Raw genomic sequence first — 25048 nt, 5'->3', positions numbered from 1 at the left:
ACTCTCAGTTAAACTGATCTCAGTTAAACTGATCTCAGTTAAACTGATCTCAGTTAAACTGATCTTAGTGGAAATGCCCTTAGTGGAAATCTCTTTTTAACGCTGGCATTATTGGAAATGCTCTTTTTAACGCGGTCCCAGCTCCTTTTCGGTTTCCAGCACTTTCAGGGTGATCTTCATGACGGAATCGGGGTTCAGGGATATCGAATCGATCCCCTCTTTTACCAGGAACTCCGCAAACTCAGGGTAGTCGCTGGGAGCCTGCCCGCAGAGCCCGCTGTGCCTCCCGTTTCGCTTTGCCCCCTGCACGGCAAGGGAGACCATCCGCATAACGCCAGGGTCCCTTTCGTCAAACTCGGCAGCCAGGAGTTCGGAGTCCCGGTCCACGCCCAGGGTGAGCTGGGTAAGGTCATTGGAGCCTATGGAAAAGCCGTCAAAGAGTTCGCTGAACTCATCGATGAGGAGGACGTTGTTGGGAATCTCGCACATGACATAGACCTGGAGCCCGTTTTCTCCCCGCACAAGCCCGTTTTTCTCCATTTCGGCAAGCACCTTCCTGCCCTCTTCCAGGGTCCGGCAGAAGGGAATCATGAGGATAAGGTTTGTAAGGCCCATCTCGTCCCTGACCTTTTTCATGGCCCTACACTCCAGGGCAAAGCCTTCCCTGTAGCGTTCGTCAAAGTAGCGGGAAGCCCCCCGAAAGCCGATCATTGGGTTGCTCTCCTCCATCTCGAAGTAGCTCCCCCCGATGAGGTTTGCGTACTCGTTGGTCTTGAAGTCGCTCATGCGGACCACCACGGGCTTCGGGTAGAAAGCCGCAGCAATGGTCGAGACCCCTTCGGCCAGTTTTTCGACAAAATACGCTTCCTTGCTGGCAAAGCCCCCGGTCAGGTTTTCGAGTTCTTCCAGGACTTTTTTGTCCGCAACCTTTTCGGGATGGACAAGAGCCATGGGGTGGATTTTGATGTAGCTGTTGATAATAAACTCCAGCCGGGCAAGCCCGATCCCGTCGTTCGGGATCATGGAAAAGCTGAAAGCCTCTTCCGGGTTTGCAAGGTTCATCATGACCTCGGTCTTCGGCCGTTCCAGGTCTTTCAAACTGAGGGTGTCCACATGGAAAGGCAGGATGCCGGCATAGACAAGCCCCTCTTCTCCCGTACAGCTCACGGTTATTTCCTTTCCCGTGCCGAGAATTTCGGTTGCGTCCCCTGCCCCGACCACCGCAGGAATCCCGAGCTCCCGGCTCACAATTGCAGCGTGGCAGGTCCGCCCGCCCTTGTTCGTAACAATTGCAGCCGCCGTTTTCATGACAGGCTCCCAGTCCGGGGTCGTGGTATCCGCGATCAGGACTTCCCCCGGCTTAAAGGAAGGCAAAACCGAGATATCCGGGACAACATGCGCCTTCCCGGCTGCGATCTTGTCCCCTACGCTGCTCCCCCGGACAAGCACCTCAGCCTTCTCATCCAGGACATAGGTCTCAAGCACGTCTCTGCGCCGCTGGGACTGGACGGTCTCGGGCCTTGCCTGCACGATAAAAAGCTCGCCTGTAGTCCCGTCTTTTGCCCATTCGATATCCATGGGTCGGGCTTTCCCTGATTTCTTCGAGTAATGGTCCTCGATGGCAATCGCATACTCAGCTAGCTTCAGGACCTCGTCATCACTCAGGCAAAAGCGCATCTTCTCAACTTCAGGGACGTCCACGTTCCGGGTCAGGACCTTGGAATCCCCGCGCCCGTAGATCATCTTGATTTCCTTGCTCCCGACCTTCTTCCGGATAATGGGCCTGTACCCCTCCCGGAATGTGGGCTTGAAAACGTAAAACTCGTCAGGGTTGACCTGCCCCTGGACAATGTTCTCCCCAAGCCCGTAGGACCCAGTGATAAACACAACATCCGGGAACCCGGTCTCCGTATCCAGCGTAAAGATTACCCCACTCGCCGCCAGGTCCGACCTGACCATCTTCATGACCCCGATGGAAAGCGCCACCTTGAAGTGGTCGAACTCATGAGTGACCCGGTAAGAGATAGCCCTGTCCGTAAAAAGCGACGCAAAACAGCGCACGCAGGCATCCTTCAGCGCCGGATATCCCCGGATGTTCAGGTAAGTCTCCTGCTGCCCCGCAAAAGAAGCCGTTGGAAGGTCCTCAGCCGTTGCCGAACTCCGCACAGCCACATCCGTCTCTTCCCCGTACTCCTCACAGAGCTCGTCATAAGCCCCCTTAATCTCCTGCCAGAGCACGTCCGGAACCCCCGCCTCCAGAATCAGGTCCCTTGCAGCCTTCCCCCGCTTCGCAAGCTCAGCCACGTCCGAAGTATCAAGCCCCTCCATAACCTTCTCCAACTTCTCCAGGATCCCCCCTGCCTCCAGCAGCTTCCAGTAAGCCTCGGCAGTAATCGAAAACCCGTTCGGGATCTTAATCCCCTGTCCGGTAAGTTCCCTGTACATTTCCCCGAGCGATGCATTCTTCCCACCCACAAGCGGGACGTCGTCTATCGTGGTTTCGCTGAACCAGCGGATGTAATTGGTCTCCGGCATATTCCCTTCCCCGTGCTTTGAAATTATAATATGGACTTGATTTTATTTATGCGTTGAGAGGGGGGAGTGGAGAGTGGGGAGAAGGAAGGAGGAGAGAAATTATTAAAGGAATATTCGGAAGAAATGTGAATGTGTAAAGTTTCTGCACGAGTCTGTGTGCGCGGTTTTTTATTCATTATGATTCATCTTTTCGTCGATCTTAATCTTAAAGAATTAGTTGTACAGAAGTCTACACTTCCTTTGAGTTGAATATAATATTTCAGCGGGAGGAATAGGAAAGGGAGGTTTGTTGTATCCTAAATGATTTCGCACATCCAAAATCATTGACCATTTATATAAACAATTCAATAGCAGGCTACACAAGAGAAACACAGATATATTAAATTTAAAAAGCCATGTCTTTTTGGGATAAAACACTTAAAATCATATGATTAAAAATATGTAATTAAGTTGTATGTGTTATTTACTAGGAGATAACTATAAATGTATTAATAATTTAGAACTATTAGACAGTTCAGCATATGAGATGAAAATGTGGATGGAAGTAGATTTATAACTGAGGCTGAGGCTCAAAAAATAGATATTGATCCCTTAGAGAGATTAACATCTATATTACAAAATGATAACCCAATATTAATGGTTGGTGCAGGAAGCAGTAGAATCGTTGGTTACCCGGGATGGTATAAATTAATTGAGGAACTAAATAAATTGACCCCTTCACTGCAATATAATCAGAATGAAAATCCTCTAACACATGCTGGCAAAATTAAAAATCAACTTGAATGTGAAGGGAAAATAAAAATATATCACAACTTTCTAAAAAATACATTTGAACCAAAAGGAAAAGGTTATGATAAATTTCATCAATCTCTTTTTAAGTTAGGATTCTCAGGTATAGTCACTACCAATTATGATAATGTTTTAGAGTTGGCAGCATATGATAATTATGGTTGGTGTGAATCAATAGACTTATGCTCTCGTGACCATCAGTATAAAGTTTTGGACTTTTTACGATCTATTTCAAAAAGTAAAGTACGAAAATCCATTTTACATCTTCATGGATACTTCGAGAATCCCAGAAAAATAATTTTAACAAAAAATGATTATTTAACAGCTTATGGTGAAATAAAACCAGATGGGCAACAGGTGGAACACGATCAAATACTACATACATTCCATCGTAAGGTAATTTGGTCATTGCTTGCAACGCATCCTCTCGTTTTTATAGGTTTCAGCATGAGTGACGAGTTTTTCATGAATATGCTAAAAATAGTTAAGAAAGATTTTGATATTGATTCTGACCCTATTCATTATGCAATAATATCTAATGAAGACAACGAAGAAGATAAATTAAAAAATCTTAAATTGGCGGGAGTTTTTCCATTGTTTTACCCACATAATTGTGATCATCGTGGTCTTCAAAATTTAATATTTGAGATAGAACATTTAATTGAAAATAATTCGGATTCTCATGATGAAATCCAATACCATGATAATGAAGAACTATCAACAGTGGTGGACATATTTCAAGACTCTTCTACGGGGAATGATTCAAATCAATTCAATTCGAAAGTTTCACAAGTTGATTCCATCAACCTCGATGAAATAAACAAAAAAATGCTGGAGCTTTAAAAATGCAAATCCAACGTGAAAGTCTACTAAATAAATTTTCTGAATTTTCTTATTCAGGAAATGGTATCGTAGTAGGTTCACCTGGCATTGGAAAGACATACATAATTAAAAAATTTGCAACACGATTGAGTGAACAGAAATTACCATTTCTTTATTTGCCGGTAGATAAGCTTGGGGTTGAAAATGAATCAGACCTTAAGAAGGAAATAGGCATTAATATTGATATTATTGAATTTCTGAGAAGCAAAAATAAGGATAAACCTGAATCTACGGGACTCTTGCTAATCGATGCCTTTGATGCTGCTCGCTCCGAGAGAACTCAAAGAGTATTTATGAACTTAATTCGTCGAGCAACTAGAAATTTGAACGGATTTTGGAATGTAATTGTTAGTGTCAGAACTTATGACGCTAAAAAATCAGAAGAATTACTTGACCTTTTTCCCGATTCTAATAAAAAATCAGCAACTGAAGAGATTCATTGCAGACATTTTGTAGTTCCCAAACTAACAGATGATGAAATACTTGAAGCTTTAGAAACAATCTCTTACCCTGCAGATTCATTTGAGATATTCTCTCCTGATTTTAAAGAACTTCTTAGATATCCTTTTAACCTTTGGATTTTAGAGAAACTATTTGAAAGAAATCAAAACATATCAGAGTTAAGTTCAATAAGTTCAGAAGTTCAACTATTAGGTCTATTTTGGAAACGAAATGTAACGGATGGGACTATCGGTGAAAATAGACAAATGTTACTTACACAAGTAACACAAAAAATGGTAGAAGGACGCTCTTTATCTGTACGCAAAGCTGATTTTTACCCTGTTGATATTTCTTGGAATTTACTTTTAAGTTCAGAGGTTTTAGTAAATGCTTCAACCACTGGCCAAAGGGTTGTATTTGCACATAATATATTGTTTGACTATGCGGTGAGCGTTCTATTAATGGAAGATTCACCGGAGAGATTTACTGAGTTTATTGAAGAAGATCCTTCAAGACCTTTATTCCTTCGTCCGAGCTTAATTTATTACTTTACCAGAATTTGGTATTCCGATCCGAAGTTATTTTGGGAAGCTTTTTGGTATATTTTGCCAAATGAGAATATTCAATTACGCCTGTTTTCAAGGTTCTTACCCACAGCAGTAATCGCAAACGAAGCTCGTGAGTTAGAACAACTTATTCCTCTAGTTGACACACTTATAAAAGAAAAACACTATTCAAATAAAGCTATACTATACCTTCTACAAGCACTGCGCACTTTGAATGTCCAAAGAGATCAACTATGGGTGCAGTTTCTGGATAAAATTGTTGATCATTTAGACAATGAATTTGCCTGGGACTTAGCTATATTAACGTCAGAAATTCTTAGACGAACAGAAAAAGAAGAAAAAAACGTAGTTTTTCAACTTTGTGGAAATATAAGTAGACGTCTTCTTCAGTGGGTTTGGAAAGAAAGAGAAAGTGATCCAAACCAGTGGATAAATAATCTTGGTGGAAATTGGGCTACATTCTTGGTAGCAGAGACATTTGGTACAAACCCACAAGAATCAAGAAATCTATTGAAAAAAGTACTAGATTTGATCAATGAAGAGAATTTTCCAATAAATTACATTTTCAGATTAATTGACAGTATTGAAGGAATCACATATTATGACCCAACTTTCACAGCAGAGATTTATTTGACAGTATTAGCTCACGAGGAAAACAGTAAGGAACCTACATATTTTGGCACTCCTGTTGTGCCTCTTTCTAGTACACGTTCTCAAGACTTTGAAATGTGTCACCATCAGCTTATAGAACATTTTCCCAATTTCCTTGAATCAAAGCCATTATTAGCTGTGGAAACTGTGATTAAATGCTTGAACTGCTTTATCATTGATAAACATGTACTTCCTTATCATAAAGAAGAAAAACTTGAAGAGATTTCTAAAAAATTCCAATTCAAAGGGAAATCAGCGTATTATATTCCTGATTGTAGCCATATTTGGTGGGATAATGGCGGGTCTCGACGTGGTGAACCAACTAAGATGGCAGAAACACTGTTTGAATTCATTTACGAAAAATCACTTTCACAAACAAATTATTCAGAGCTAGAGACTATAATTGATTTACTGAGAGATAATGCTCGTGTGGCGTTTTTTTGGAAATCACTTTTGAAAACTGCTACTCGAAATCCCACAATCTTTGCTCCATTAATATTTGATCTCTGTGTTGCCAGACCTGTCCAAATAGATGATGATACTACTTACGAATTTGGAGAATTCTTACAGACTGCAGCCACAGAATTTAAAGCTAGACAGCTTCAACAAATTGAAGAAAGTATATTGAATATTCCAAATGATGAAATAGATGATTTATATCGTAAGTATTTAGAAGAAGATAGAAACCGTTTATTAACAAGAATACCTCGTGAATTAATAAAAACAGAAGAGGGGAAAAAAATTCTTGATTACATAAAAAAATGTAATGAAATTCCAGAAAATAAACCATTATGTGAATTTAAATCATATTCAAGAAAACGTTCTGAAGATGATTGGTTTGAAGAGCAGGGCGTAGATTTATCAAATACAAGTAACGAAAAAATAAGAAATTGTTTTCCTAAATTAAATAATTTCATATCAGAATGGCAAAATAAAACCCCAAAAAAAGAAGATATCGAATTAGTTTATTTTGACATTAAGCAACTATCTACTTTACTTGAGGAAATATCTGACGCTCACGAAGACGTTTTGAATTCGGCATGGACAAAACTCGCTTCATGTGCAAAAATCATGGCTAAAAATACAAAAAATTCAGAATATATTTTTGATTTTTGCCGTGAAATACTCTTAACATGCTCTAGAAATACACATCCAGAACCAAATCCAAAGTATGATTCTGAATTTAATTATCCCTGTTGGTCACCATATCCACGAACAGAAGCCGCCCAAGGACTTCCAAGGTTAGCTGCAGTTAAGCGTGACGAGGAAATATTAAAAGCAATTAAAGATCTAACTAATGATAAGGTTCCATCTGTTCGATTCCTAATTGGAAGGGAACTTTTCAGAATTTATGATAATGCCCCCGACGAATTCTGGAAGTTAACCGAAAACATAGTGGATAATGAAAATAACCAACTAGTTTTACAGTCTATGTGCCACAGCCTTTATAATGTGGTTAAAACAGAAGAAAATAAAACGACTGAGGTCCTTGAAAAACTTCTCAATAGAATCAGCTTAGCAGACCAAGATAGTAATCTGATGGAAAAAACTGTTCCCTTGATAATATGGCTAGCATTAGTAAGGGAAAATAAGTGGGCTATAGAAACTTATTATGGACTCATAAAGGAGCCGATAAAGAATTCAGTACCACTTAGAAGAGCCACTTTTGATACGATTACTTCCTATGTAAAACCACAAACATTTAGTTCAACAGACAATTCTGAAATTTCAAAAAGATCGATAAATTATTTGTTAGAAACAGTTGATTCTGTAAAAAGAGGAATAAGAGAATTAATAAACATTTCTGAAAAGGACGAAAACACTCAGTCTAAATTAAAAGATATGTATGAAATCATAGATGAGATAGTAGTAAGACTCTATTTTGCTGTTGATACATCCAATAATAAGCGGAATAAAAAGGAAAAATCACTGTCTGACAAACAGAAAGAAATTTTTTATATAAATATAAAACCATTACTTGACCATGTGTTAATAAATACATCAGAAAAAGAAAATATAATGATGGCTAGTACAGCCCATTATTTTATGCAATTGCTTAATTGTGTTCTTAGATATGATCCAAAGGGCGTATTGAAACTCGCTACAAAAGTTGCTATGTCAAGTGAAGCTGCAAATTATAATCTTGACAGAATAGCTATTAAAGATGTTGTAGGGCTAGTAGAAACTATTCTTGCAGATCACAGATTCGAAATAAGAAATGAAGATTCTACAAAAGATTTGCTAGAATTGTTAGATATTTTTGCAAAATCGGGGTCACCAGAAGCACTTAAACTCATTTGGAAACTTGATGACATATTCAGATAAGTAACCAAAACTTCAGAAAAATGATCGTAAAACTTCATTTTCCAAAATAAATGCTAATACTGTGATTCCAAAGTACATTCACAAACCCAGATTTATGAAATTGGTCCATAGGTCAATGAATTTCCAGTGAAAAACCATAGATGGACACGATAAACATGGATGCATGACGGAGTCCTCTTCGGAAGCTCGACCGCCCACAAAAACCTGCGGATGCTGCTGCTTGAGACCTGCCAGCTTGAAGGAATCGTCTCAATGCCGTCCGGGGTCTTCAAGCCCTATGCGGGAGTTTCAACGGCGGTCCTGGTCTTCACCAGAGGCGGAAGCACGGAAAAGGTCTGGTTCTACGACATGGAAGCCGATGGGTATTCCCTGGACGATGAAGGAGTTGTGAGCTGAAGATTCAGGTTGTTCCGGTTTAGTTCACGCAGCGGGCCAGCACAGCCAAAAAATAAAAAATAGGTTTTGAAAATAATGTTTTCAGTCCGCTTGAGCGTAGCGAAACGGACACCGTGCTCCCGAAGAGGAACTAGGGTGCTGCTGCTTGAGACCTGCCAGCTCGAAGGAATCGTCTCAATGCCGTCCGGGGTCTTCAAGCCTTATGCTGGAGTTTCCACGGCGGTCCTAATCTTCACCAGAGGCGGGAGCACGGAAAAGGTCTGGTTCTACGACATGGAAGCCGATGGGTATTCCCTGGACGATAAGCGGACTCCGACAGACATGAAAGGGGATATTCCGGATATCATCGAGAGCTTCCGGAGGAGGAGAGAAGAAAATCCCGGGGACAGGAAGGGGAAGTGTTTCTATGTGCCTGCGGAGGAGATAACGGCGAATAATTATGATCTTTCAATCTCCAGGTACAAAGAGATCGAGTATGAAGAAGTGGAGTATGAGAAGCCGGAAGTGATTATTCGGAAGATCGAGGAGATTGAAGGGCGGATTCTGGAGAATGTTGGAGAATTGAAGGGGATGTTGAAGTAGATATGATGGATTGCTTATTCATCATTCTCCCCAATAACATCCTGAACTGCCAGCCTGTAAGGTTCAGGGTTTTTGAAATAGCCTTTTGCACGGTCAACGACCTTCTTGAGTAAAATAAGGTCCTCTTTTGAAAGATCCTCAACAGAAAGATTCGCATGAATAAACTCTTCCGAAAATTTCCCGTATAACTGTCCGATAGCTGCGTTAAGGAAGGCAGCGGTAAGATCGGTTACTTCTAAGAATGAGAGTTTCACTTTTTTATTTATGTGGAAGGCTTCATCAATCTTCTCGTGTATTCTTTGTCCATCCCCGGAAGCAACACAAAAACCACTTCCTACAGAATCTGCTACACGGATTTTCACGATATCAATCATGATATTTCCCTTGAAAAGCTAACCTGCATTAGAGTTATTCTGGTTTTTGAAAGATAATTATACCATCTTCATAATAAAACCATATACCCTTCTTTGTATCTGTTCTGGAATAAAAAAGGAGATAGGGTTTCTGATAGCTTTGAAGTATAACTCCGGCAATTCCGGGAAAGTGCACGTGGTGGGCCGCCACAGCCAAAAAATAAAAAATAAGATTTTAAAATCAGACGCCGAACTATTAGAAAAAGCACCGGAGTCTAATCGTAGAATTAAAGGTATCAAAGCCAGGTATTTTGATCCGCTTTTATCGAGTACCGGAGTACTCACCGGCCGAAGGCCGGCCTTTCCCTGACTGAAATTAAAAAGAAGTTAAAATAGAAAGCACATGTAAGTTTTTTGAATTGAGAGCTGACACATAAAGATGTAATCATGTACAGTGATATTTTCTTCATTAATTTACGCTGGCGTTTTTACTTTCCATTCTATTATTCAATTTACTTCTGGAAAAGCCGGCCGCCTTCGGCGCCCGGTGAGAGTCCCGGTACTCAACAAGCATCCTACAAATCCAGTTTTGGATTTTCAAGAAACTTCACAACAAAATGATGTGAGGGCTCATTTCGGTTTCTTTTAGAAATTACGGTTGTTCCGGGAAAGTGCACGCAACAGGCCGACACAGAAAAAAAATAAAAAAGGAGTCTTAAAACTCGAGTTTCTATTCTTAAGATCCCCTTTCAGCCAGTTTCCCGAATATTTTTTCCGATCTTGCAGTAAACTCCTCTGCTTCTTTGTTCCGGCCCAGGTCTGAGAGAGTTTTTGCGTAGTCCCTGGAGATCCCAGCCAATTCTGTCAGATAGCTGGAGTCTTCCAGCTCTTCTTCATCTCTTTCTCCAAAGAGAATATTGGCCAGATCCATGAATTCTTTTCCAATTTCTTCCAGCTCTTCTTTGTCTAAGTTTTCAAGGAAATCGAAGGCCAGGTCCATGGATTCTTTTGCACTTTCATATTTCTTTGAAAGGAGGAGGTCCTTTCCACGTTCCATGATTTCGTCAGCCAGCATCATTTTATCAGAAAGGGACCAGAGTTCATCATCGAAAATCATCCCGTAGTACTCAAGGGCTTCCGAATACTGATCCTCCGCAAGCTCCTCTTTTCCGATTTCCGAATAGAGGAAACCCAGTTTATCGTAGGCATTTCCTTTGGCCCTTAATTCTTTCCAGTTTGCCAGGTCATCAATCATTTCTTCAAAGGCTTCAACAACACGCTCTTGCAGCTGAATTGAAGTCTCATAATCCTGCTGCGTTAAATAGAGGTCCGTAAGCTTTCCAAGGACCCGGACAAGCTTGTTTCTATAAATATCACTTTCAGGAAGCAGCTCAAATGCTTTTTCCCTCAGGTCCAGGACTTTTTCGTAATACTGCCCTTCAGTTTCAGGATCCATATCCTCTGGTTCCGAACCCTCATATAGATCCCCGATAGAATCGTAAGCTCTGGCAATTTCCATTTCGGGTTCCTCATCTTCGGGATATTTCTTTAGAAGAATCTCATGGACCTTTATTTCATTCAGGTAACACTTTTCTGCATTTTCGACACTGCCTGTCTTTTTAAAATGTCTTGCAAGCTTCTGGAAGGTATTTGAAAGGGTAAACTGAAGAACCGAATTCTCATGCTCATTTAAATCGGAAGTCCTAAATATCTCCAGGGCTTTATCATATATTACCTGGCCCTCATCCGGTTTATCCATGGAAACCATGGCTGCTCCCCTTTGCAGCAGGACACGGCACACAAGATCCAGCCTCTCGGCTTTTTCCGCAAGTTTTTCGGCTTTATCAAGTTTTTCAAGGGCTTTTTTGTACTTCTTTTTTTCAATGAGGGAAAAGGCATCCTTTAAATTCCTATTTAGCAAGTCTTCGGCTTGTCTGGACATAGGGATAAATTGGAGCTCAGGGTATTAGAATTAAATGCTCCTTCCGGAAGTTTCCCGCAAAAAACAGGCGAACTTCACGACCTCTCAGGCAAAAAGCACTCGATGTACATAAACTTCTTAGCCTCGTCATCATTCCCCATCAACTGGAAGCCATTTTCCAGACATGCATAACGGTTATTTTTACTCTCCTGTGTGATTCCTTCCTCTGCGCTGTCTACAAAAGGGCGTGATGCCTTCGTTCAGGCCAAAAGTTTCCATAGCTAATAACAGTCTTTTGTTTCCCTGGTTATTCCAGCTCAGTTCACGCAGTGCGCCATGACTGCAAAAGTATAAAAAACGAGATATTAAATTTTCCATTTATTTCAGGCTAATAGTTACCATCTTTATCGGTAATTTTACCCCAATAGTTACCATCTATATCGGTAACTTTTAAGCTTCTTAGCAGTTCCAGCATACCTTTGCCACTCATACCTTACATAAAACAGGTGACTTTTGTATCTAAACAGAATAAAAAAGTATCCACCTTACGGCTTCCCCGTAAATTTCCTGTATTTTTTAATAGTAACCGCTATATCTCTGTGTTTTTCCTTCTCCAGCCGCTTCAGCCCGATTTCGGATTTTTTTGACTGGAAAACGAGTTCTTCGGTTAGCCTGTGGTAGCTTTCCAGCCGCTCCTCCGGAATGAGCCCTTCCTCCACTGCCTGCAGGACAGCACAGCCCGGCTCGTCATGGTGCGTGCAGTCTTTGAACCGGCAGTTTTGGGCTGCACTGATGATATCGGAAAAGGCTTTTTCAAGGCCTTCGGAAGAGTCTCCGAGCTGGATTTCCCTTATTCCGGGGTTGTCTATGACAATTGCACCGTTGGGGAGCAGGAAGAGCTGGCGGACTGTGGTTGTGTGCCTACCTTTATCATCGTCTTTTCGGACGTCGGCGGTTTTCTGGACGGTTTTGTCAAAAAGGGCGTTTATTAGCGTGGATTTTCCTACACCTGAAGAGCCGATCAGTGCCACCGTTTCCCCGGGCTTGAGATAAGGATTGAGGGCATCGAGCCCGGTTTTTGAAAGGGCGCTCAGGGGGATTACCGGCACGTCCCCTGCAATGGACCGTATTTTTTCGACCAGGCGAGCAGGGTTGTCGGCAAGGTCCGCCTTGTTCAGCAGTATCACCGGGTTTGCCCCGGAAGAATACACAACGGTAAGGTAGCGTTCGAGCCTTCGCAGGTTGAGGTCTTTTCCCGCTGCAGTCACAATGAAGATGGTATCGATATTTGTGGCAAGCACCTGCTCCCCGCCTCCTTCTCCAGCCGCCCCTCTAGAAAGGCAAGTCCTTCTGGGCAGGATATTTACGACCAGGCGTGAGCCCGTTTCCGGCTGGTCCAGCAAAACGACGAAATCCCCAACAACCGGCTGCTTGCCTATCCGCAGGAGTGCTCCAGAGATTCCCGCCTGCACGGCAGCCCCGGGAATAAGGATGTCGCAGACCGTTTTATGCCTGGATTCGACTCTTCCGGCAATGTAAGGGCCTTTGTAGGCAGAAAAAGCCGATTCAAGCTCTTCATTCCACCCGGGAACAGCCTTCATTCGGTCATGACCCGGACTTTCCGCTTCAGAATGGTCATTCATTGAGTAGAAACTATCAATTTTAAATGGATAAGTCTTTTGATTCATTATTTATCATCAGCCCGTCACGCAGTGGGCCGGGACTGACAAAATATAAAAAAGGAGATTTGACTGCAAACGGAAACACTATCAGAAAGGGGCACCAGAGTCGCAGCCATTACAATATGAAGCATAAGGGGCCATTTTTTAATCATGTTATCTTGAGTTACCGGCATACTCATCGTTCGAAGGTCATGCTTTGCAGGATTGGAATTAAAACCGAGTCTCAAGGCAAAGGTATTTCTGAATACAACCCATTACTTTAGTGGCACAGGGATGTGACGTAAAGAATAGTATATCTGCTAAATAGGGAGGTGTTTACATGAATAACAAAGTTATTCGCAATACTGTTGTATATATTGTTGTTGTTATTCTCAGTGGGTGGATAGGTGTTCTTGTGGACTCTGTCCTTACCGAGCAACCGAAGGGTGATTCTCTTGGTATGGGGATATGGTTGGTAACACCTATGCTGGCTGCAATTGCAATCACTATATTTTCAAAGGGCGATTGGAATGAAATTGGTTTCAAGCCGAATTTCAAAGGAAACATAAAATGGTACTTGATTGCTGTTTTGATTTTTCCTGTTGTAACAGCAATAGTTCTGATAATCGGAGTTATAACAAAGTGGATCGACTTATCAACCTTCGATCTCAAACCCTTTATTTTGATATTTTCCGGTACTCTGTTATTTAATTTTATTAAAAATATTTTTGATGGGACCCCTTTGTTTAGTTATCTAACTTCACAGCTCGTCAAATTAAATTTTAATGACTGGAAGATATATCTCACAGTTGGCGGTCTTTGGGGAATCTGGCATGCTCCATATTTCCTGGTCTTTTTACCCGAAACAGATATACAAGCAGTATTACCTGTCAGTCGAGCTACATTATTCATTGTCGGTACTATAACAATGGTATGCTGGGCAGTGATGTTTATCGAACTTTTTAGGGTAACAAAATCAATTTGGCCGGGTGTTTTATTACATATGGTAGAGGATTCGCTAGTAAATCCTTTAATTATATTAGGTTTTATCAGCATTGCAGCAGGAAAAGAAATTCTTGTTTCACCAAGCCTTGGGATCATTACTTCAATTCTTTACTTATTAATCGGATTAGGAATAAGAGCTTATAGAAGACAGGCAAACCAGACCTTTAGTTAATTGAGGTTGTTTCTTCGCTGTTTCGAGTGGGTAACTTATATTCATTTCCTAAAATAGATACACATTTAAACATAGATACACATTTAGCATTTATCTGTAAAAAACCACGTGCAAGATCGGTGTTTCTCTCTCAAACATGAACACTTTCTAACTAATCAATTATTTACAACCCATGCAAAACAGCGAAAACCATAATCACATTCCCTTATCACGTCTACCGCGAAGTATAATACACATATAGAATTAATGTGGTAAAATAATTTCAAGACAAAATAATTTCAAGACAAAATAATTTCAAGACAAAATAATTTCAAGACACAACAAACTCTTTTTATAACAAATCGATAAATTCATAATGATGGATAATCCGGCTTTTCCTCATATTGTTATAATTTTAATTGCCGCTGCCATAGTTCTCACCCTCATTTTCTACCGTCTGGGAAAAAAGATCAATAAGACCGGCAAATTCACAAAAAGCTATGGGGAGGAGAACAGGAAAGAAGATGCAATGGGGACCGGGCTTGCCCTTGGCATGTCATTGGGTTTGATAATTGGCCTCATGACGGATAACATCGCTCTTGGAGTTGCTCTCGGGCCTGCCCTGGGACTGGCAATTGGATCGGCGTTAGGGGCAGACGACAAGGAAAATAAAAAATAGTGTTTGAGGGTGACCGTCTACTGTTAAGCCTGTTTCTAAGAATCAAGGATGGGGTTTGAGAGCCATTAAAAAATACAATGGGTTGTGTATATTTGAAGATATGAAAAGATTTTAACATAATGAAATATTCAAGATTATACAATCATTCAAGTATTTTGAAAAAATGACAGAATTCATTATATATAGAATTCAAGCTTAGAAATCATTGCATTTAATGGAAGTGTGAACAAGTATAAAAAAGAGAAAGTGCCAGAAATACGAAAAGATTCTTAAAGTGGGGATTCTTTAAGCGGGGATTCTTTAAATGGGGAGAGATTAAATGGACCAGGAAACAACCCGTGACCAGACCAGGGGAGAGGAAGAAAATTACGCTGGTGAGTATCTGGACCTTCCGGATATTCCCCATCCAGACACTGACAACGTGTTGTATTCAATTTTAAGCTCATTAAATCAGAATATAGCAGACTTTTATACATATTTAAAATTCAAGAACTACCTGTCTGAAGATCAATTAAATTTTGAACTGCTAAAAAGAAGTATGTCCATTCACAGAGATTTTGCAGCTCTATTTCTACACACTAAAGAAGAATTAGTATTAATTTATCCAGAATTTATAGGGGTAACGGAAAAGCTGTTATTCAAAGGAGAGGTGGGCAAAGATTGCATCAAGTTCACACACAAAATATGTAAAGCAATAAATGACTACAAAATAGCCTTACATAGAGAAGGGTATTTACCGGATTTTAAGAGGCAGTTACCACTAACTGAGATATGATCATTCAGCAGCTTTCTGCAAATTCCGAAGATATAAGGAAGAAAAGTGAACAAGCAGACAGCCACTAGTCCCGGGTTTTGATTCGACCCCTGGTACGGCACTGGGAATGGTATTGTCCAGAAAAATATCGGTAAAAAAATATCGGGTAAAAAGTTATTGAATAAAAAAATATTGGGTAAAAGTTATTGAGTAATCCTTCTGGCCTCAACATAATATCTTTTTTCGTTTTCTTCTCCGAGTGAAAAGGACTTCTTTGGAAGGACGCCTTTCTTTTCTATAAGAGAGAAGAATTCGCTCTTTTTAAAGGAAGGAAGGAAGAAACCAATATTATCCGGCTCTTTTCCGAGTTTTTCCACAATTTCGGGATCATGTTCATACTCAACCGGATAATCATCAATGATCTCGTCCAGGGTTTCAACCTCCAGGTCATGCCCGGGGTTGTCAAAGACAAGGGTACCACGCCTGTCTTTTGTAATGAATCCGATTGAATGAACGGATGGGGATTCCGCAACTGAAGGTTCCGAAACATGAGATTCCGAAACATGAGATTCCGAAACATGAGATTCCGAAACATGAGATTCCACGATCCTTGCGTTGAATCTTTTGAGTAATTCCTCGGGGTCAACACCTTTTACGACCCTGTGGATCGGTTCAAAGGTCAGGCCGGGGTCATGAATGTTTACGAGTTCGACCATTGCATACCTTGCAGGATGCTTGTCAGGCACGCTTCCTTTGATGCTTTCCCAGAAACTCTTTGCTGCGGCAAGGCTGTGGTTTCCGTCCCCTACAAGAAGGCCCCCGAGGGCCTGGATTTTATCGGAAATTTCTTTTATTGCATTTTCATCACTGACCCTGTACCCGGTGATGTGGCCTCCGTCTTCCATAAGGTTAAAATCATAAACAGGATCGGATGTAATTTCGGGGAGAACGGAAAAGTCCGGGTCGTCATATAAGACCAGGACATGGGAAAGTTCCAATTCCGCATCCTCTCTTATCTTGACCCTTGTAGGAAGTCTTTCTTTGATTGTCTTTTCAGTTGGCCTGATAAAAGAATCGGACCCATCGAATTCATAGTCATCCAGGTCGACCGCGACAACCAGCCCGGTTCTTTCCTTACCTGAAACCGAGCGCTTTACAAGAATAAAAGAGGGACCGTGATCAACAAGAATCTCTTTATAATCACGCATGGCTTGATGAATGTCTTTTACCCTTTTTTCATCTAACGGGAGGTATATTTCCGGATAAATAAGCCTGAGGGCAGAAGGAGCATTTCCGACAAAGGCTTCAACCCTTTCCCAGTATTCGATATCCTGGGTGTGCTGGTCACAAGCGATTACTGCCCACTCTTCCCAATTGCCCTTAGGAAGAAGAATGTGAGGAACATGCAGCGTCATAGTTAATGAAAAAAAGAAGAAAGGATATAAAGATTTCTAAGGTCATTACTTAAGAATAAATATAAAAAGTAAGGAATGAGGAATCCACATCTCAGCTACCGCTTCTCAGCTGTCACTTTTCAAACGCTTAACTCTTAACTGCTACCAGATTCTCCTCCACATGATAAGTCCTCCACATGATAAGTCCCGGCAAAATATTATTTTCTATGACACCCATCCACTTAAAAATAGTTATATACTAATGAAGAAAATTCAAAATAATGATCACTCCGGCAATTGCATTAACAGTTACAATTGTTTTAATCGTCACCACAATAGCTGTTTTCCTGATCTACAAAAGGATGGAAAAAACGGCTAAGGGGACTGGCAAATACACGAAAGATTTCGCGAAGAAGAACCGAATGGGACTCTGGCTTGCCCTGGGAATGCAGCTGGGTATGCTAATTGGAATTATTATGGGCAACATCGGCCCGGGAATTGCTCTTGGAACTTTCTTTGGAATGGCGATAGGGGGAGCATTCAGTAAAGAGGATGATGAATAATACGAAAAACTACCTTCCCCTAATGAGGAACACTCGCAAGAACCCACTCGTTTTCCTTAACGGTCTCAAAAGATGATAGGTTTTTCAGGAAAAGTAATGCAAAAAGAGGGTAAAATGTGGAATTAAGGGGTGATTCCACATCATTAAGTCAATTTCACTTGTAACTTTCACTACTCACTTTTTTGAGGACGATTTTTCCGGGACATATATATTAACAAGCACACCCGCAGCTCTCCACTCTTCCTCACCCTCCACATCTATCCAGCCTTTTATAACAAAAATGTATAAACCCGTACTTAGAGGCTCCGCATCACTTATATCGCACAGAACCACATAGCAGTCATCGATTCCGTCACTCACCCCAAAATTGATGCTGCCATCGTTTCCAAGATAGGTCACATCCTTGTTAAAATATTTCTTTGCAGTTATGATTTCCAGGTCCTCCAGAAATTCATCCCCTGGGGGAATGGTAAATTCGGGACCCACTTTTTTCACGCCGACAGTATCTAAAGTGTCAACCCCATGTAAAAAGCCAAAATGCGGGATGCATATGGAAATGATTTTTTTGTTTGCAGGAATTATATAAGCTCCCTGATCTGTTCTTTTAACACCCTCAAAGGAAAGCCCATTTACTACGGGACCTCCCAAAAACCAGTAATTTGTTGCACAGGAAGTTTTTTTAAGTTCATCTGACCCACCATCCGCTGTCATCCCAAATTGAATTGCCGTGTCAGCAGTTGCTGTCCCGGCACTCAGTAAAAGCAAAGCCATTACCAGACAAAATACCGTACACTCTTTTAGTTTCATATTTCCCCCATACCAAAAATCCATTAAAAATAATATATGGACTTCTTTATTCATATGGGATATATTTTTTGAAACTGCGTTTAGAACAAATCATCCTGACATATTTCCCGTAGATTTCTTTGTGAACATAGAATTGTTGTCATTTTTACTCGCACAGATGCAGGACTACACAACAGCGATTTAATGTGTCATAACGGTAGCAAGAGGTAAGATACCTGGATAGTACTAATATTGAAAAAAATATCTAAATTGTGGATCTGTTAGGTAATAATCTCATCGCAGCGGCGGCAACAATATAAAAAAAGAAGCAATACGCACGTTCCTTCACACATGTAACCTGAATAATAATCCCTGCATGAAACCTATAAGTGAATCAAAAAAGGATGGGAAGGGTTAGTCAAGGGCTACTCCCTCCTGATTGTTATACATTACTATCCCGGGCAGGGGCGGCGAGATTCATGAGATTCGTCAGGTGAATACTTAATTGCCAGTACCCGGATAATTCCCAGCACCAGCAGCAAAACCGCCAGGCTCAGGAGAAATTCATATTCGAACTCCTTGGCATAGAGGCCGAGGGCAAGTTCGCGCATGATAATCAAAATCGTGGCATCGGCTACGTTGGTAAGTTTGATCCGGTCGTGTTCATGGAAATCGACGAAGGTCTTGAAAAGATCGAGGACAATGAAAATCGTGAGGACGCTGGCTACTATATGTCTGAATCCACTATCAAGGGACTCAAACATGATGAAACGCAAATCCAGCAGGGTCTTTGCCATCCCCAGGATTAGTGCCAGCACAAGTACGTAGAGGATGAAGGTGGTAACAAAATCAATAACTTTTTTGAATATTTGTACGTGATCTATTTCTTAACCCTCCTGTGAAATTTCGGTATAAAGTTCCCGACAAAGCTTCTGTAAAAAGATATGAAACTTCAAATCTCATTAAAATATATATGCCTTTTTTATAATGATTAATGTTTTACGATGCAAATATATAGATTAAAAGAAATAGAAATGCACATTTAAAAAGGGCCGGCCAGGTCATACCGGAAAGTAGGAAACAGAAAATTCCAGTTGCTTCATATGATTCCAGTTTCTTCAGGCATGTATTGATATCTAAGAAGCGAAGAATTGACTTAACGACCAGAAACTTCCTTACTTTATAAAAGAACAGATAATCGGAAAACAAAATATATAACTAGAGATATATATCAGTGCTTACTATATATACTATATCACATTGTAAGCCCCAAAACTCGAATTAAAACGACTTTTAAAGATGATCAAAATTGCACTCTTCCGATAAGCCCAAAATCCTAATCGTTGATGACGAACCGGATCAGGTAGAATTACTTTGTTTGCAGCTTGAAGATGACTACCTCCCAATCCCTGCTAATAGTGGAAAGGAAGCCCTTGATATCGTGAAAAACCTGAACCCGGACATTATTTTACTGGACCTGATACTGCCCGGGGTCGATGGGTTTGAAGTTTGCAGGAGAATCAAAAGTGATCCGGTTTCCAGGTTCATACCTGTAATTATAATTTCCGGATTTTTTGAAAAATCAAATAAGATAAAGGCAGTCGAATACGGGGCTGATGACTTTATCAGCAAGCCTATTGACAGGTTTGAGCTTAAAACAAGGATAAGGTCTCTGATCAGGATAAAAAAGAATTATGAAGCCCTTCAGGAAAGCGAAAACAGGTATAAGCAGTTTTTCAATAACAGTCCTGCAGTAACGCTTCTGGTGGAACCTGGGAGAGGCCTCATTGTTGACGCTAATGATCCTGCATGTTCCTATTACGGGTATACGCGGGAAGAACTGACCACAAAAAGTATTTTCGATATTCATCTAATGTCCGGCAAAAAAGTAGAGGACCTTCAGCAGCTAATCTTCCTTGAAAGAAAAGGCCACTTTCATTCCTCTCACAAACTTGCCAGCGGAGAAATCAGGGACGTAGAAGTGTATATTAACTTTATTAATGTAAAAGACAAGGAACTGCTTTTCACCAACGTTTACGACATCACTGCCAGCAAACAGACCGAAAAAGACCTGCTGGAATCCGAAGAAAAATTCAAAAATCTCGTAGAGATGGCAATTGACGGGATTTTTGTAGAAACCGACCGGGGAGAGATTCTCGACTGCAACAGTTCAGCCTGCAGGATGTTCGGGTATACCAAAGAAGAAATGCTCGGACTGACCATCGCAGACCTCGTCCCCGATGAATTTGCAAAAACCCTGCCCGAGAGAATAACAGCTGAAGAAACCACCGGGGATGTGGCGATCGAGAGAGTAAATAAAAAGAAAGATGGGGCGCTATTTCCGACCGAAATCAGCACCAAACTCTTCAAATTGGGCGGGGAAGAGAGACTGATCGCATATGTAAGGGACATCACGGAGCACAAAAAATCCGAAGAGGCCTTAAAGGCAAGTGAAGAGAATTTCCGCGCCCTTTTTGAGCATACACCTGACGGCATATTGATCCTTGATTTCAAAGGCAATATCCTGTCCGCAAATGCAGCCGTCGGAGAAATGGTGGATGCTCCGCTGGACGAGGTAATCGGCTCAAACATCTATAATTACCTGGTTCCCGAATCAGGGGCAACTGCCCTGGAAGACCAGATAAATGTCTACAATGGCCGGGGCGGCTATTTGAGGACCTATAAAATTCTGTCCTCAAAAGGGGAAACCCTCTGGATAGAGGGACTGGGCACCCAAATTATGTACCGGAACATGCCGGCAAATATTGTGGTCGTAAGGAACGTAACCGTAAGAAAACAGGCTGAAAAGACCTTAATAGATGCAAAAATGGCTGCAGAAGAAGCAAACCGCACGAAAAGTGAGTTTCTGGCAAATATGAGCCACGAACTCAGGACACCCCTGAACTCGATAATCGGTTTTTCGGACCTGATTGCCGAGGGGACAGCCGGCCCCCTGACAGAAAAGCAGTCCAGGTACATTGGATTTATTTCCGTAAGCGGGAAAAACCTTCTCCGCATCATCAACGACATCCTTGACCTGTCAAAAGCAGAATCAGGAAAAATGGAACTCGAAAGGGAAGAGTTCTGCGTCGGCAAATCCGTTGATAAGGTAATTTCAACCATGCTTCCTCAAACAAAAGAAAAAAACATTATTCTAAGCCACAAACCCGGAACTCAGGCTTTAACCGTCTATGCGGATCTGAGCAAATTCGAGCAGATCATGTACAACCTCTTAAGCAATGCTACAAAGTTCACCCCCGAAGGAGGTTCGATTGATGTTTTCTCAAAGAGGGAAGGGGAAATGGTTCGGGTCGTGGTCAGGGACACAGGTATCGGCATCTCCGAAGAAAACCTGAACAAAATCTTTAACCCTTTTATCCAGATTGACTCATCCATGAAGCGCTCTTTTGAAGGTACCGGGCTCGGACTTGCCCTGGTTAAGAAGTTTGTCGAAATGCACGGCGGAAACATCCGGGTGGAAAGCAAATTGGGCGAAGGAACGGCTTTTACCTTTGAATTACCGGCTTCTCCGTCGTCAGGAATTTGATGCAAAACCAGGAAAAACCAGGAAAAACCAGGAAAAACCAGGCAAGCCTGCCCTTCAGCAGTATTCGACTTCAATCAATATTTGACTTTCATCAATATTCGACTTCAATCAATATTCGACTTCAATCAATATTCGACTTCAATCAATATTCGACTTCAATCAATATTCGACTTCAATCAATATTCGACTTCAATCAATATTCGACTTCAATCAATATTCGACTTCAATCAATATTCGACTTCAATCAATATTCGACTTCAATCAATATTCGACTTCAATCAATATTCGACTTCAATCAATATTCGACTTCAATCAATATTCGATTTTATCCTCACATTCTTCCCAGGCTTTGAAAGCCTCAAGGGCTTCTTCCCGGAGAAGCTGGCGGGACTCGATGCTTCGATTCAGTAGAGGGAGGGAAATTTCCCCGTAAATAAAGGAATCATCAAATCCTACGTCTCCGGCATCCGATCTGCTTCCGGCAAAATAGATTCTGTCAAGCTTTGCCCAGTAGATAGCTCCAAGGCACATCGGACAGGGCTCACAGGAAGCGTATATCTCGCAGCCGCTCAGGTCAAAAGTGTTCAGTTTCCGGGCTGCGGCCCTGATGGCATTGACCTCGGCGTGAGCGGTGGGGTCGTTAAGCAAGGTGACCTTGTTATGGCTTTCCGCAATAATTTTCCCATTTCTGGTAATCACGGCACCGAAAGGCCCTCCTCCTTTTTTCACACTTTCACGGGAAAGTTCGATAGCCCGTCTCATAAACAAAAAAGCATCGTTATCTGACATGTTTTTTTCTCATTTTTGCGTTTTCAAAAGGCCTTCTAAAATATAAAAAAAGTTTTCTGTTTCCTGTTTGAGTTTACATGTAAATAAATGTAATTTATTTTCATAGTAAGCGATCAGAGAATTAGAAACCAGAGAATTTCAATTTATATATCCAAACATCTCCACTATTTTATCAGGCAAATAATCCCGATTTCCCTCATCAACCGTCAAAACCTCAAACTCTTCCCGCACCTTCTGCGCCAGTGGATGTTTGCTGGACCTGTGCAGCACAGCCAGTACCTGCCTTTCCGACTCCAGAATATCTTCCACGGCCGAAATAAACTCTTCGGATTTAAGTTCCATCGGTCCGATTTCATCGATTACAACAAGGTCGCAGTCCAGAGCAGCCATGAGTGCACCCGCAGCTATCCCGGCAAGGTCTTCAAGGTTCACGTGATACTTTCCAACCCTCGGACCACTACCCTTGACATGACTCAGGATGCCGGTCTTTCCGGTTGCCAGGTCTTCGATTGAAAAACCTTCCCTTTTCCCGTCCTTCCGGATTTCAGCAGTCCGGATGCCACCGATTTTGAGCCCCCGTTTCTCGGCCAGCTTCCCGGCTGCCTTTGCAACGATTGTTGATTTCCCTACACCCGGCTTCCCTGTTACTGCAATTCTCCGCATGAAAACACACCCTCTATCTATCCTGCGTCAAAAAACGTTAACTAACTTGTGGTTTACCAGACCGCATTTATTAAATTGTTGTTTACCTGAGTTATAAATGACAAAAACAAGTATCTTCACGACGCTGCCTATAAAAACATTGATTTACAAATAATTTACATATAGTATACTGCAACTGAATTACTTCAAAATTTACCAAATACAACTGCATTCGTGCAGATTAAACCCGGGGGAAATAATATTGGCTACAGATCAGGAAATTCTGGCAAGAATTGAGGGAATAGAGAACCGTCTGGAAAAAATGGAAGCGACTCTTGAAAGCATAAACAAGACCCTGAAAAGAGTTGAAGAAATCACCAACTTCGGATGCACGGTGGAAGGCGGGCAGTACGACTGAAAAACGTTAACTCTTCTCTTTTATTTTTGGTTCATATTGAACCGGTTTGCGTTTAACTGGTTTTTGGACATCAAATTCAGTTCAGGTTTGCTGCTACTTTTCATGCTCTATATAATATTAACCTTTTAACGGTAACGTTTTGAGATTTTACTACCAATATAAAGGTAACATATTGAGCGTTTTACTACCAATATAAAGGTAATATATCGGACCTTTTACTACCAATGTAAAGGTAATATATCAGGCACTTTACTACCAATGTAAAGGTAGTATTCAGATTTTCATATTATATTTCAAGGAAAAACCGGCCTCCTTCGGCGCCCGGTGAGAGCCCCGGCACCTCGAAAGCAAGAAAAAAAGCGGATTCTGGGATTTTTAATGAAAGCAGAGGGTAACGAAAATAACGAAAAAGCCCTCTTCGAACTTATTCTCGTTCTTCGAACTTATTCTCGTTCTTCGAACTTATTCTCGTTCTTCGAACTTACTCTCGTTCTTCGAACTTACTCTCGTTCTTTTAGTTTATTCCCGTTCTTCGAACTTATTCCCGGTTATGAATGATCTCGTAAGTGACCCTTCTTTTGTCGATACAATCCCTCACAAGCTTCTCCCTCCGGGAAAGGGCAGCGGTCTTTCCGGACTTCACCTCTACGAAAACAACTTTGTTCATATCCCCTTCGGAGAGACCGTCAAAAACTATGAAGTCCACAGGCGTACCCAGGAACCGTGCGTCCTTCGGGTTATATTCGAAGTCAGGGAAATAGGGGATCAGGTGTTCCGTGACTTTGCCACGGATGACGGCTTCACTTTTCTTTACGGCGTCCTGGCGGATCTTTTTTTCTTCGTCTATTTTCCAGGTCCTGAACATGTTGTCAACTCTTTCGGAGACCTGCTTTTCCATCTCGCGGGTCTGCCAGGTCTCGAAGAGGTCGCGAGCCCGGGACTCCACCCGGCCTTTCATCTGGATGTATTTGAACAGGATATAAACTGCAAAGAGAGCAAGAAAGATGATCAGGGTTGGAATGAGCCAGTCGTTCATAACAAATTCTCCGATAAGGGTTGAATTTTTTAGATCTGTAAGGGTAAGTGACGCAAAGAGTACAGGATTTCCGCAAATGGTCATTGAATTAAAAATAATTGGTACAGCTATTTAAACATTCCAGTACAATTTCGGTGTTTACTGGCGCATTCTGCTGAGAAGGGAGGGGCATTGATTCATAA

Annotated in this window: 20 protein-coding genes; 10 read left to right on the top strand and 10 right to left on the bottom strand. The window is 41.5% G+C overall.

Features of this window, described 5'->3' with window-relative positions:
- Window positions 1-126 precede the first annotated feature (126 nt).
- Window positions 127-2535, bottom strand: a complete 2409-nt coding sequence (ppsA, locus tag ACSAZK_RS17195; RefSeq protein WP_440955238.1) for a phosphoenolpyruvate synthase — start codon at window positions 2533-2535, stop codon at window positions 127-129.
- A gap of 534 nt (window positions 2536-3069) precedes the next feature.
- On the opposite strand from ppsA, the gene ACSAZK_RS17190 reads away from it, so the two are divergent.
- The 4 genes from ACSAZK_RS17190 (at window position 3070) to ACSAZK_RS17175 (ending at window position 9167) form a co-directional block, all read left to right on the top strand.
- On the top strand, window positions 3070-4167 hold the full coding sequence (locus ACSAZK_RS17190; RefSeq protein ID WP_440955237.1) for an SIR2 family NAD-dependent protein deacylase: 1098 nt from the start codon (window positions 3070-3072) through the stop codon (window positions 4165-4167).
- Window positions 4168-4169: 2 nt separating this feature from the next.
- A complete protein-coding gene (locus tag ACSAZK_RS17185) occupies window positions 4170-8189 on the top strand; it encodes a hypothetical protein (RefSeq protein ID WP_440955236.1) in 4020 nt (1339 codons plus the stop codon).
- A gap of 159 nt (window positions 8190-8348) precedes the next feature.
- Window positions 8349-8585: an N-6 DNA methylase gene (locus tag ACSAZK_RS17180; RefSeq protein ID WP_440955235.1), complete on the top strand. Its 237-nt coding sequence runs from the start codon at window positions 8349-8351 to the stop codon at window positions 8583-8585.
- A 135-nt stretch (window positions 8586-8720) separates the two neighbouring features.
- Window positions 8721-9167: an N-6 DNA methylase gene (locus ACSAZK_RS17175; RefSeq protein ID WP_440955234.1), complete on the top strand. Its 447-nt coding sequence runs from the start codon at window positions 8721-8723 to the stop codon at window positions 9165-9167.
- 14 nt (window positions 9168-9181) lie between these two features.
- Here the strand turns inward: ACSAZK_RS17175 and ACSAZK_RS17170 are convergent, their stop codons facing one another.
- The 3 genes from ACSAZK_RS17170 to rsgA all read right to left on the bottom strand — a co-directional run bounded on the left by ACSAZK_RS17170 (window position 9182) and on the right by rsgA (window position 13084).
- The gene (locus ACSAZK_RS17170) at window positions 9182-9541 is read right to left on the bottom strand and encodes an STAS-like domain-containing protein (protein WP_440955233.1); all 360 of its coding nucleotides are present in this window, start codon (window positions 9539-9541) and stop codon (window positions 9182-9184) included.
- 715 nt (window positions 9542-10256) lie between these two features.
- Window positions 10257-11462, bottom strand: coding sequence for a tetratricopeptide repeat protein (locus tag ACSAZK_RS17165; RefSeq protein WP_440955232.1), 1206 nt, complete (start codon window positions 11460-11462; stop codon window positions 10257-10259).
- A 524-nt stretch (window positions 11463-11986) separates the two neighbouring features.
- On the bottom strand, window positions 11987-13084 hold the full coding sequence (gene rsgA / locus ACSAZK_RS17160) for a ribosome small subunit-dependent GTPase A (protein ID WP_440955231.1): 1098 nt from the start codon (window positions 13082-13084) through the stop codon (window positions 11987-11989).
- Between the two features lie 358 nt (window positions 13085-13442).
- On the opposite strand from rsgA, the gene ACSAZK_RS17155 reads away from it, so the two are divergent.
- From ACSAZK_RS17155 to ACSAZK_RS17145, 3 genes are all read left to right on the top strand, one after another.
- The gene (locus ACSAZK_RS17155) at window positions 13443-14279 is read left to right on the top strand and encodes a CPBP family glutamic-type intramembrane protease (RefSeq protein ID WP_440955230.1); all 837 of its coding nucleotides are present in this window, start codon (window positions 13443-13445) and stop codon (window positions 14277-14279) included.
- Between the two features lie 355 nt (window positions 14280-14634).
- The gene (locus ACSAZK_RS17150) at window positions 14635-14937 is read left to right on the top strand and encodes a hypothetical protein (protein WP_440955229.1); all 303 of its coding nucleotides are present in this window, start codon (window positions 14635-14637) and stop codon (window positions 14935-14937) included.
- A 319-nt stretch (window positions 14938-15256) separates the two neighbouring features.
- Window positions 15257-15712 carry a hypothetical protein gene (locus ACSAZK_RS17145; RefSeq protein ID WP_440955228.1) on the top strand — a complete coding sequence of 152 codons (456 nt, stop codon included), beginning with the start codon at window positions 15257-15259 and terminating at the stop codon, window positions 15710-15712.
- Between the two features lie 182 nt (window positions 15713-15894).
- Here the strand turns inward: ACSAZK_RS17145 and ACSAZK_RS17140 are convergent, their stop codons facing one another.
- A complete protein-coding gene (locus ACSAZK_RS17140) occupies window positions 15895-17106 on the bottom strand; it encodes a DUF1015 domain-containing protein (RefSeq protein WP_440955227.1) in 1212 nt (403 codons plus the stop codon).
- 260 nt (window positions 17107-17366) lie between these two features.
- Here ACSAZK_RS17140 and ACSAZK_RS17135 point away from each other — a divergent pair, with 260 nt between their 5' ends.
- Window positions 17367-17648: a hypothetical protein gene (locus ACSAZK_RS17135; RefSeq protein ID WP_440955226.1), complete on the top strand. Its 282-nt coding sequence runs from the start codon at window positions 17367-17369 to the stop codon at window positions 17646-17648.
- 174 nt (window positions 17649-17822) lie between these two features.
- On the opposite strand, the gene ACSAZK_RS17130 is transcribed toward ACSAZK_RS17135, so the two are convergent.
- On the bottom strand, window positions 17823-18509 hold the full coding sequence (locus tag ACSAZK_RS17130; RefSeq protein ID WP_440955225.1) for a hypothetical protein: 687 nt from the start codon (window positions 18507-18509) through the stop codon (window positions 17823-17825).
- Window positions 18510-18886: 377 nt separating this feature from the next.
- Window positions 18887-19267 carry a phosphate-starvation-inducible PsiE family protein gene (locus ACSAZK_RS17125; RefSeq protein ID WP_440957054.1) on the bottom strand — a complete coding sequence of 127 codons (381 nt, stop codon included), beginning with the start codon at window positions 19265-19267 and terminating at the stop codon, window positions 18887-18889.
- A gap of 476 nt (window positions 19268-19743) precedes the next feature.
- Here ACSAZK_RS17125 and ACSAZK_RS17120 point away from each other — a divergent pair, with 476 nt between their 5' ends.
- Window positions 19744-21981: a PAS domain S-box protein gene (locus ACSAZK_RS17120; RefSeq protein ID WP_440955224.1), complete on the top strand. Its 2238-nt coding sequence runs from the start codon at window positions 19744-19746 to the stop codon at window positions 21979-21981.
- A 312-nt stretch (window positions 21982-22293) separates the two neighbouring features.
- On the opposite strand, the gene ACSAZK_RS17115 is transcribed toward ACSAZK_RS17120, so the two are convergent.
- Window positions 22294-22770 carry a nucleoside deaminase gene (locus tag ACSAZK_RS17115; protein WP_440955223.1) on the bottom strand — a complete coding sequence of 159 codons (477 nt, stop codon included), beginning with the start codon at window positions 22768-22770 and terminating at the stop codon, window positions 22294-22296.
- 138 nt (window positions 22771-22908) lie between these two features.
- Window positions 22909-23433 (bottom strand): NTPase, encoded by a 525-nt coding sequence (locus ACSAZK_RS17110; protein ID WP_440955222.1) that lies wholly within the window; start codon window positions 23431-23433, stop codon window positions 22909-22911.
- Between the two features lie 241 nt (window positions 23434-23674).
- Here ACSAZK_RS17110 and ACSAZK_RS17105 point away from each other — a divergent pair, with 241 nt between their 5' ends.
- A complete protein-coding gene (locus ACSAZK_RS17105; protein WP_440955221.1) occupies window positions 23675-23830 on the top strand; it encodes a hypothetical protein in 156 nt (51 codons plus the stop codon).
- Between the two features lie 538 nt (window positions 23831-24368).
- On the opposite strand, the gene ACSAZK_RS17100 is transcribed toward ACSAZK_RS17105, so the two are convergent.
- The gene (locus tag ACSAZK_RS17100; protein ID WP_440955220.1) at window positions 24369-24866 is read right to left on the bottom strand and encodes a Holliday junction resolvase-like protein; all 498 of its coding nucleotides are present in this window, start codon (window positions 24864-24866) and stop codon (window positions 24369-24371) included.
- Window positions 24867-25048 lie beyond the last annotated feature (182 nt).

The organism is Methanosarcina sediminis, assembly GCF_052056915.1.
Classification (GTDB): domain Archaea; phylum Halobacteriota; class Methanosarcinia; order Methanosarcinales; family Methanosarcinaceae; genus MTP4.
Note: the sequence above shows the minus strand (reverse complement) of the source record. Positions and strands in the feature narration are given on the sequence as shown.

Excerpts from the sequence above, each read along its gene's own strand:
- ACSAZK_RS17150 (WP_440955229.1), top strand. The coding sequence starts at position 14,635 with ATGATGGATAATCCGGCTTTTCCTCATATTGTTATAATTTTAATTGCC.
- ppsA (WP_440955238.1), bottom strand. The coding sequence starts at position 2,535 with ATGCCGGAGACCAATTACATCCGCTGGTTCAGCGAAACCACGATAGAC.
- ACSAZK_RS17185 (WP_440955236.1), top strand. The coding sequence starts at position 4,170 with ATGCAAATCCAACGTGAAAGTCTACTAAATAAATTTTCTGAATTTTCT.
- rsgA (WP_440955231.1), bottom strand. The coding sequence starts at position 13,084 with ATGAATGACCATTCTGAAGCGGAAAGTCCGGGTCATGACCGAATGAAG.
- ACSAZK_RS17110 (WP_440955222.1), bottom strand. The coding sequence starts at position 23,433 with ATGCGGAGAATTGCAGTAACAGGGAAGCCGGGTGTAGGGAAATCAACA.
- ACSAZK_RS17115 (WP_440955223.1), bottom strand. The coding sequence starts at position 22,770 with ATGTCAGATAACGATGCTTTTTTGTTTATGAGACGGGCTATCGAACTT.
- ACSAZK_RS17100 (WP_440955220.1), bottom strand. The coding sequence starts at position 24,866 with ATGAACGACTGGCTCATTCCAACCCTGATCATCTTTCTTGCTCTCTTT.
- ACSAZK_RS17145 (WP_440955228.1), top strand. The coding sequence starts at position 15,257 with ATGGACCAGGAAACAACCCGTGACCAGACCAGGGGAGAGGAAGAAAAT.
- ACSAZK_RS17140 (WP_440955227.1), bottom strand. The coding sequence starts at position 17,106 with ATGACGCTGCATGTTCCTCACATTCTTCTTCCTAAGGGCAATTGGGAA.
- ACSAZK_RS17165 (WP_440955232.1), bottom strand. The coding sequence starts at position 11,462 with ATGTCCAGACAAGCCGAAGACTTGCTAAATAGGAATTTAAAGGATGCC.
- ACSAZK_RS17155 (WP_440955230.1), top strand. The coding sequence starts at position 13,443 with ATGAATAACAAAGTTATTCGCAATACTGTTGTATATATTGTTGTTGTT.
- ACSAZK_RS17130 (WP_440955225.1), bottom strand. The coding sequence starts at position 18,509 with ATGAATAAAGAAGTCCATATATTATTTTTAATGGATTTTTGGTATGGG.
- ACSAZK_RS17135 (WP_440955226.1), top strand. The coding sequence starts at position 17,367 with ATGATCACTCCGGCAATTGCATTAACAGTTACAATTGTTTTAATCGTC.
- ACSAZK_RS17170 (WP_440955233.1), bottom strand. The coding sequence starts at position 9,541 with ATGATTGATATCGTGAAAATCCGTGTAGCAGATTCTGTAGGAAGTGGT.
- ACSAZK_RS17180 (WP_440955235.1), top strand. The coding sequence starts at position 8,349 with ATGCATGACGGAGTCCTCTTCGGAAGCTCGACCGCCCACAAAAACCTG.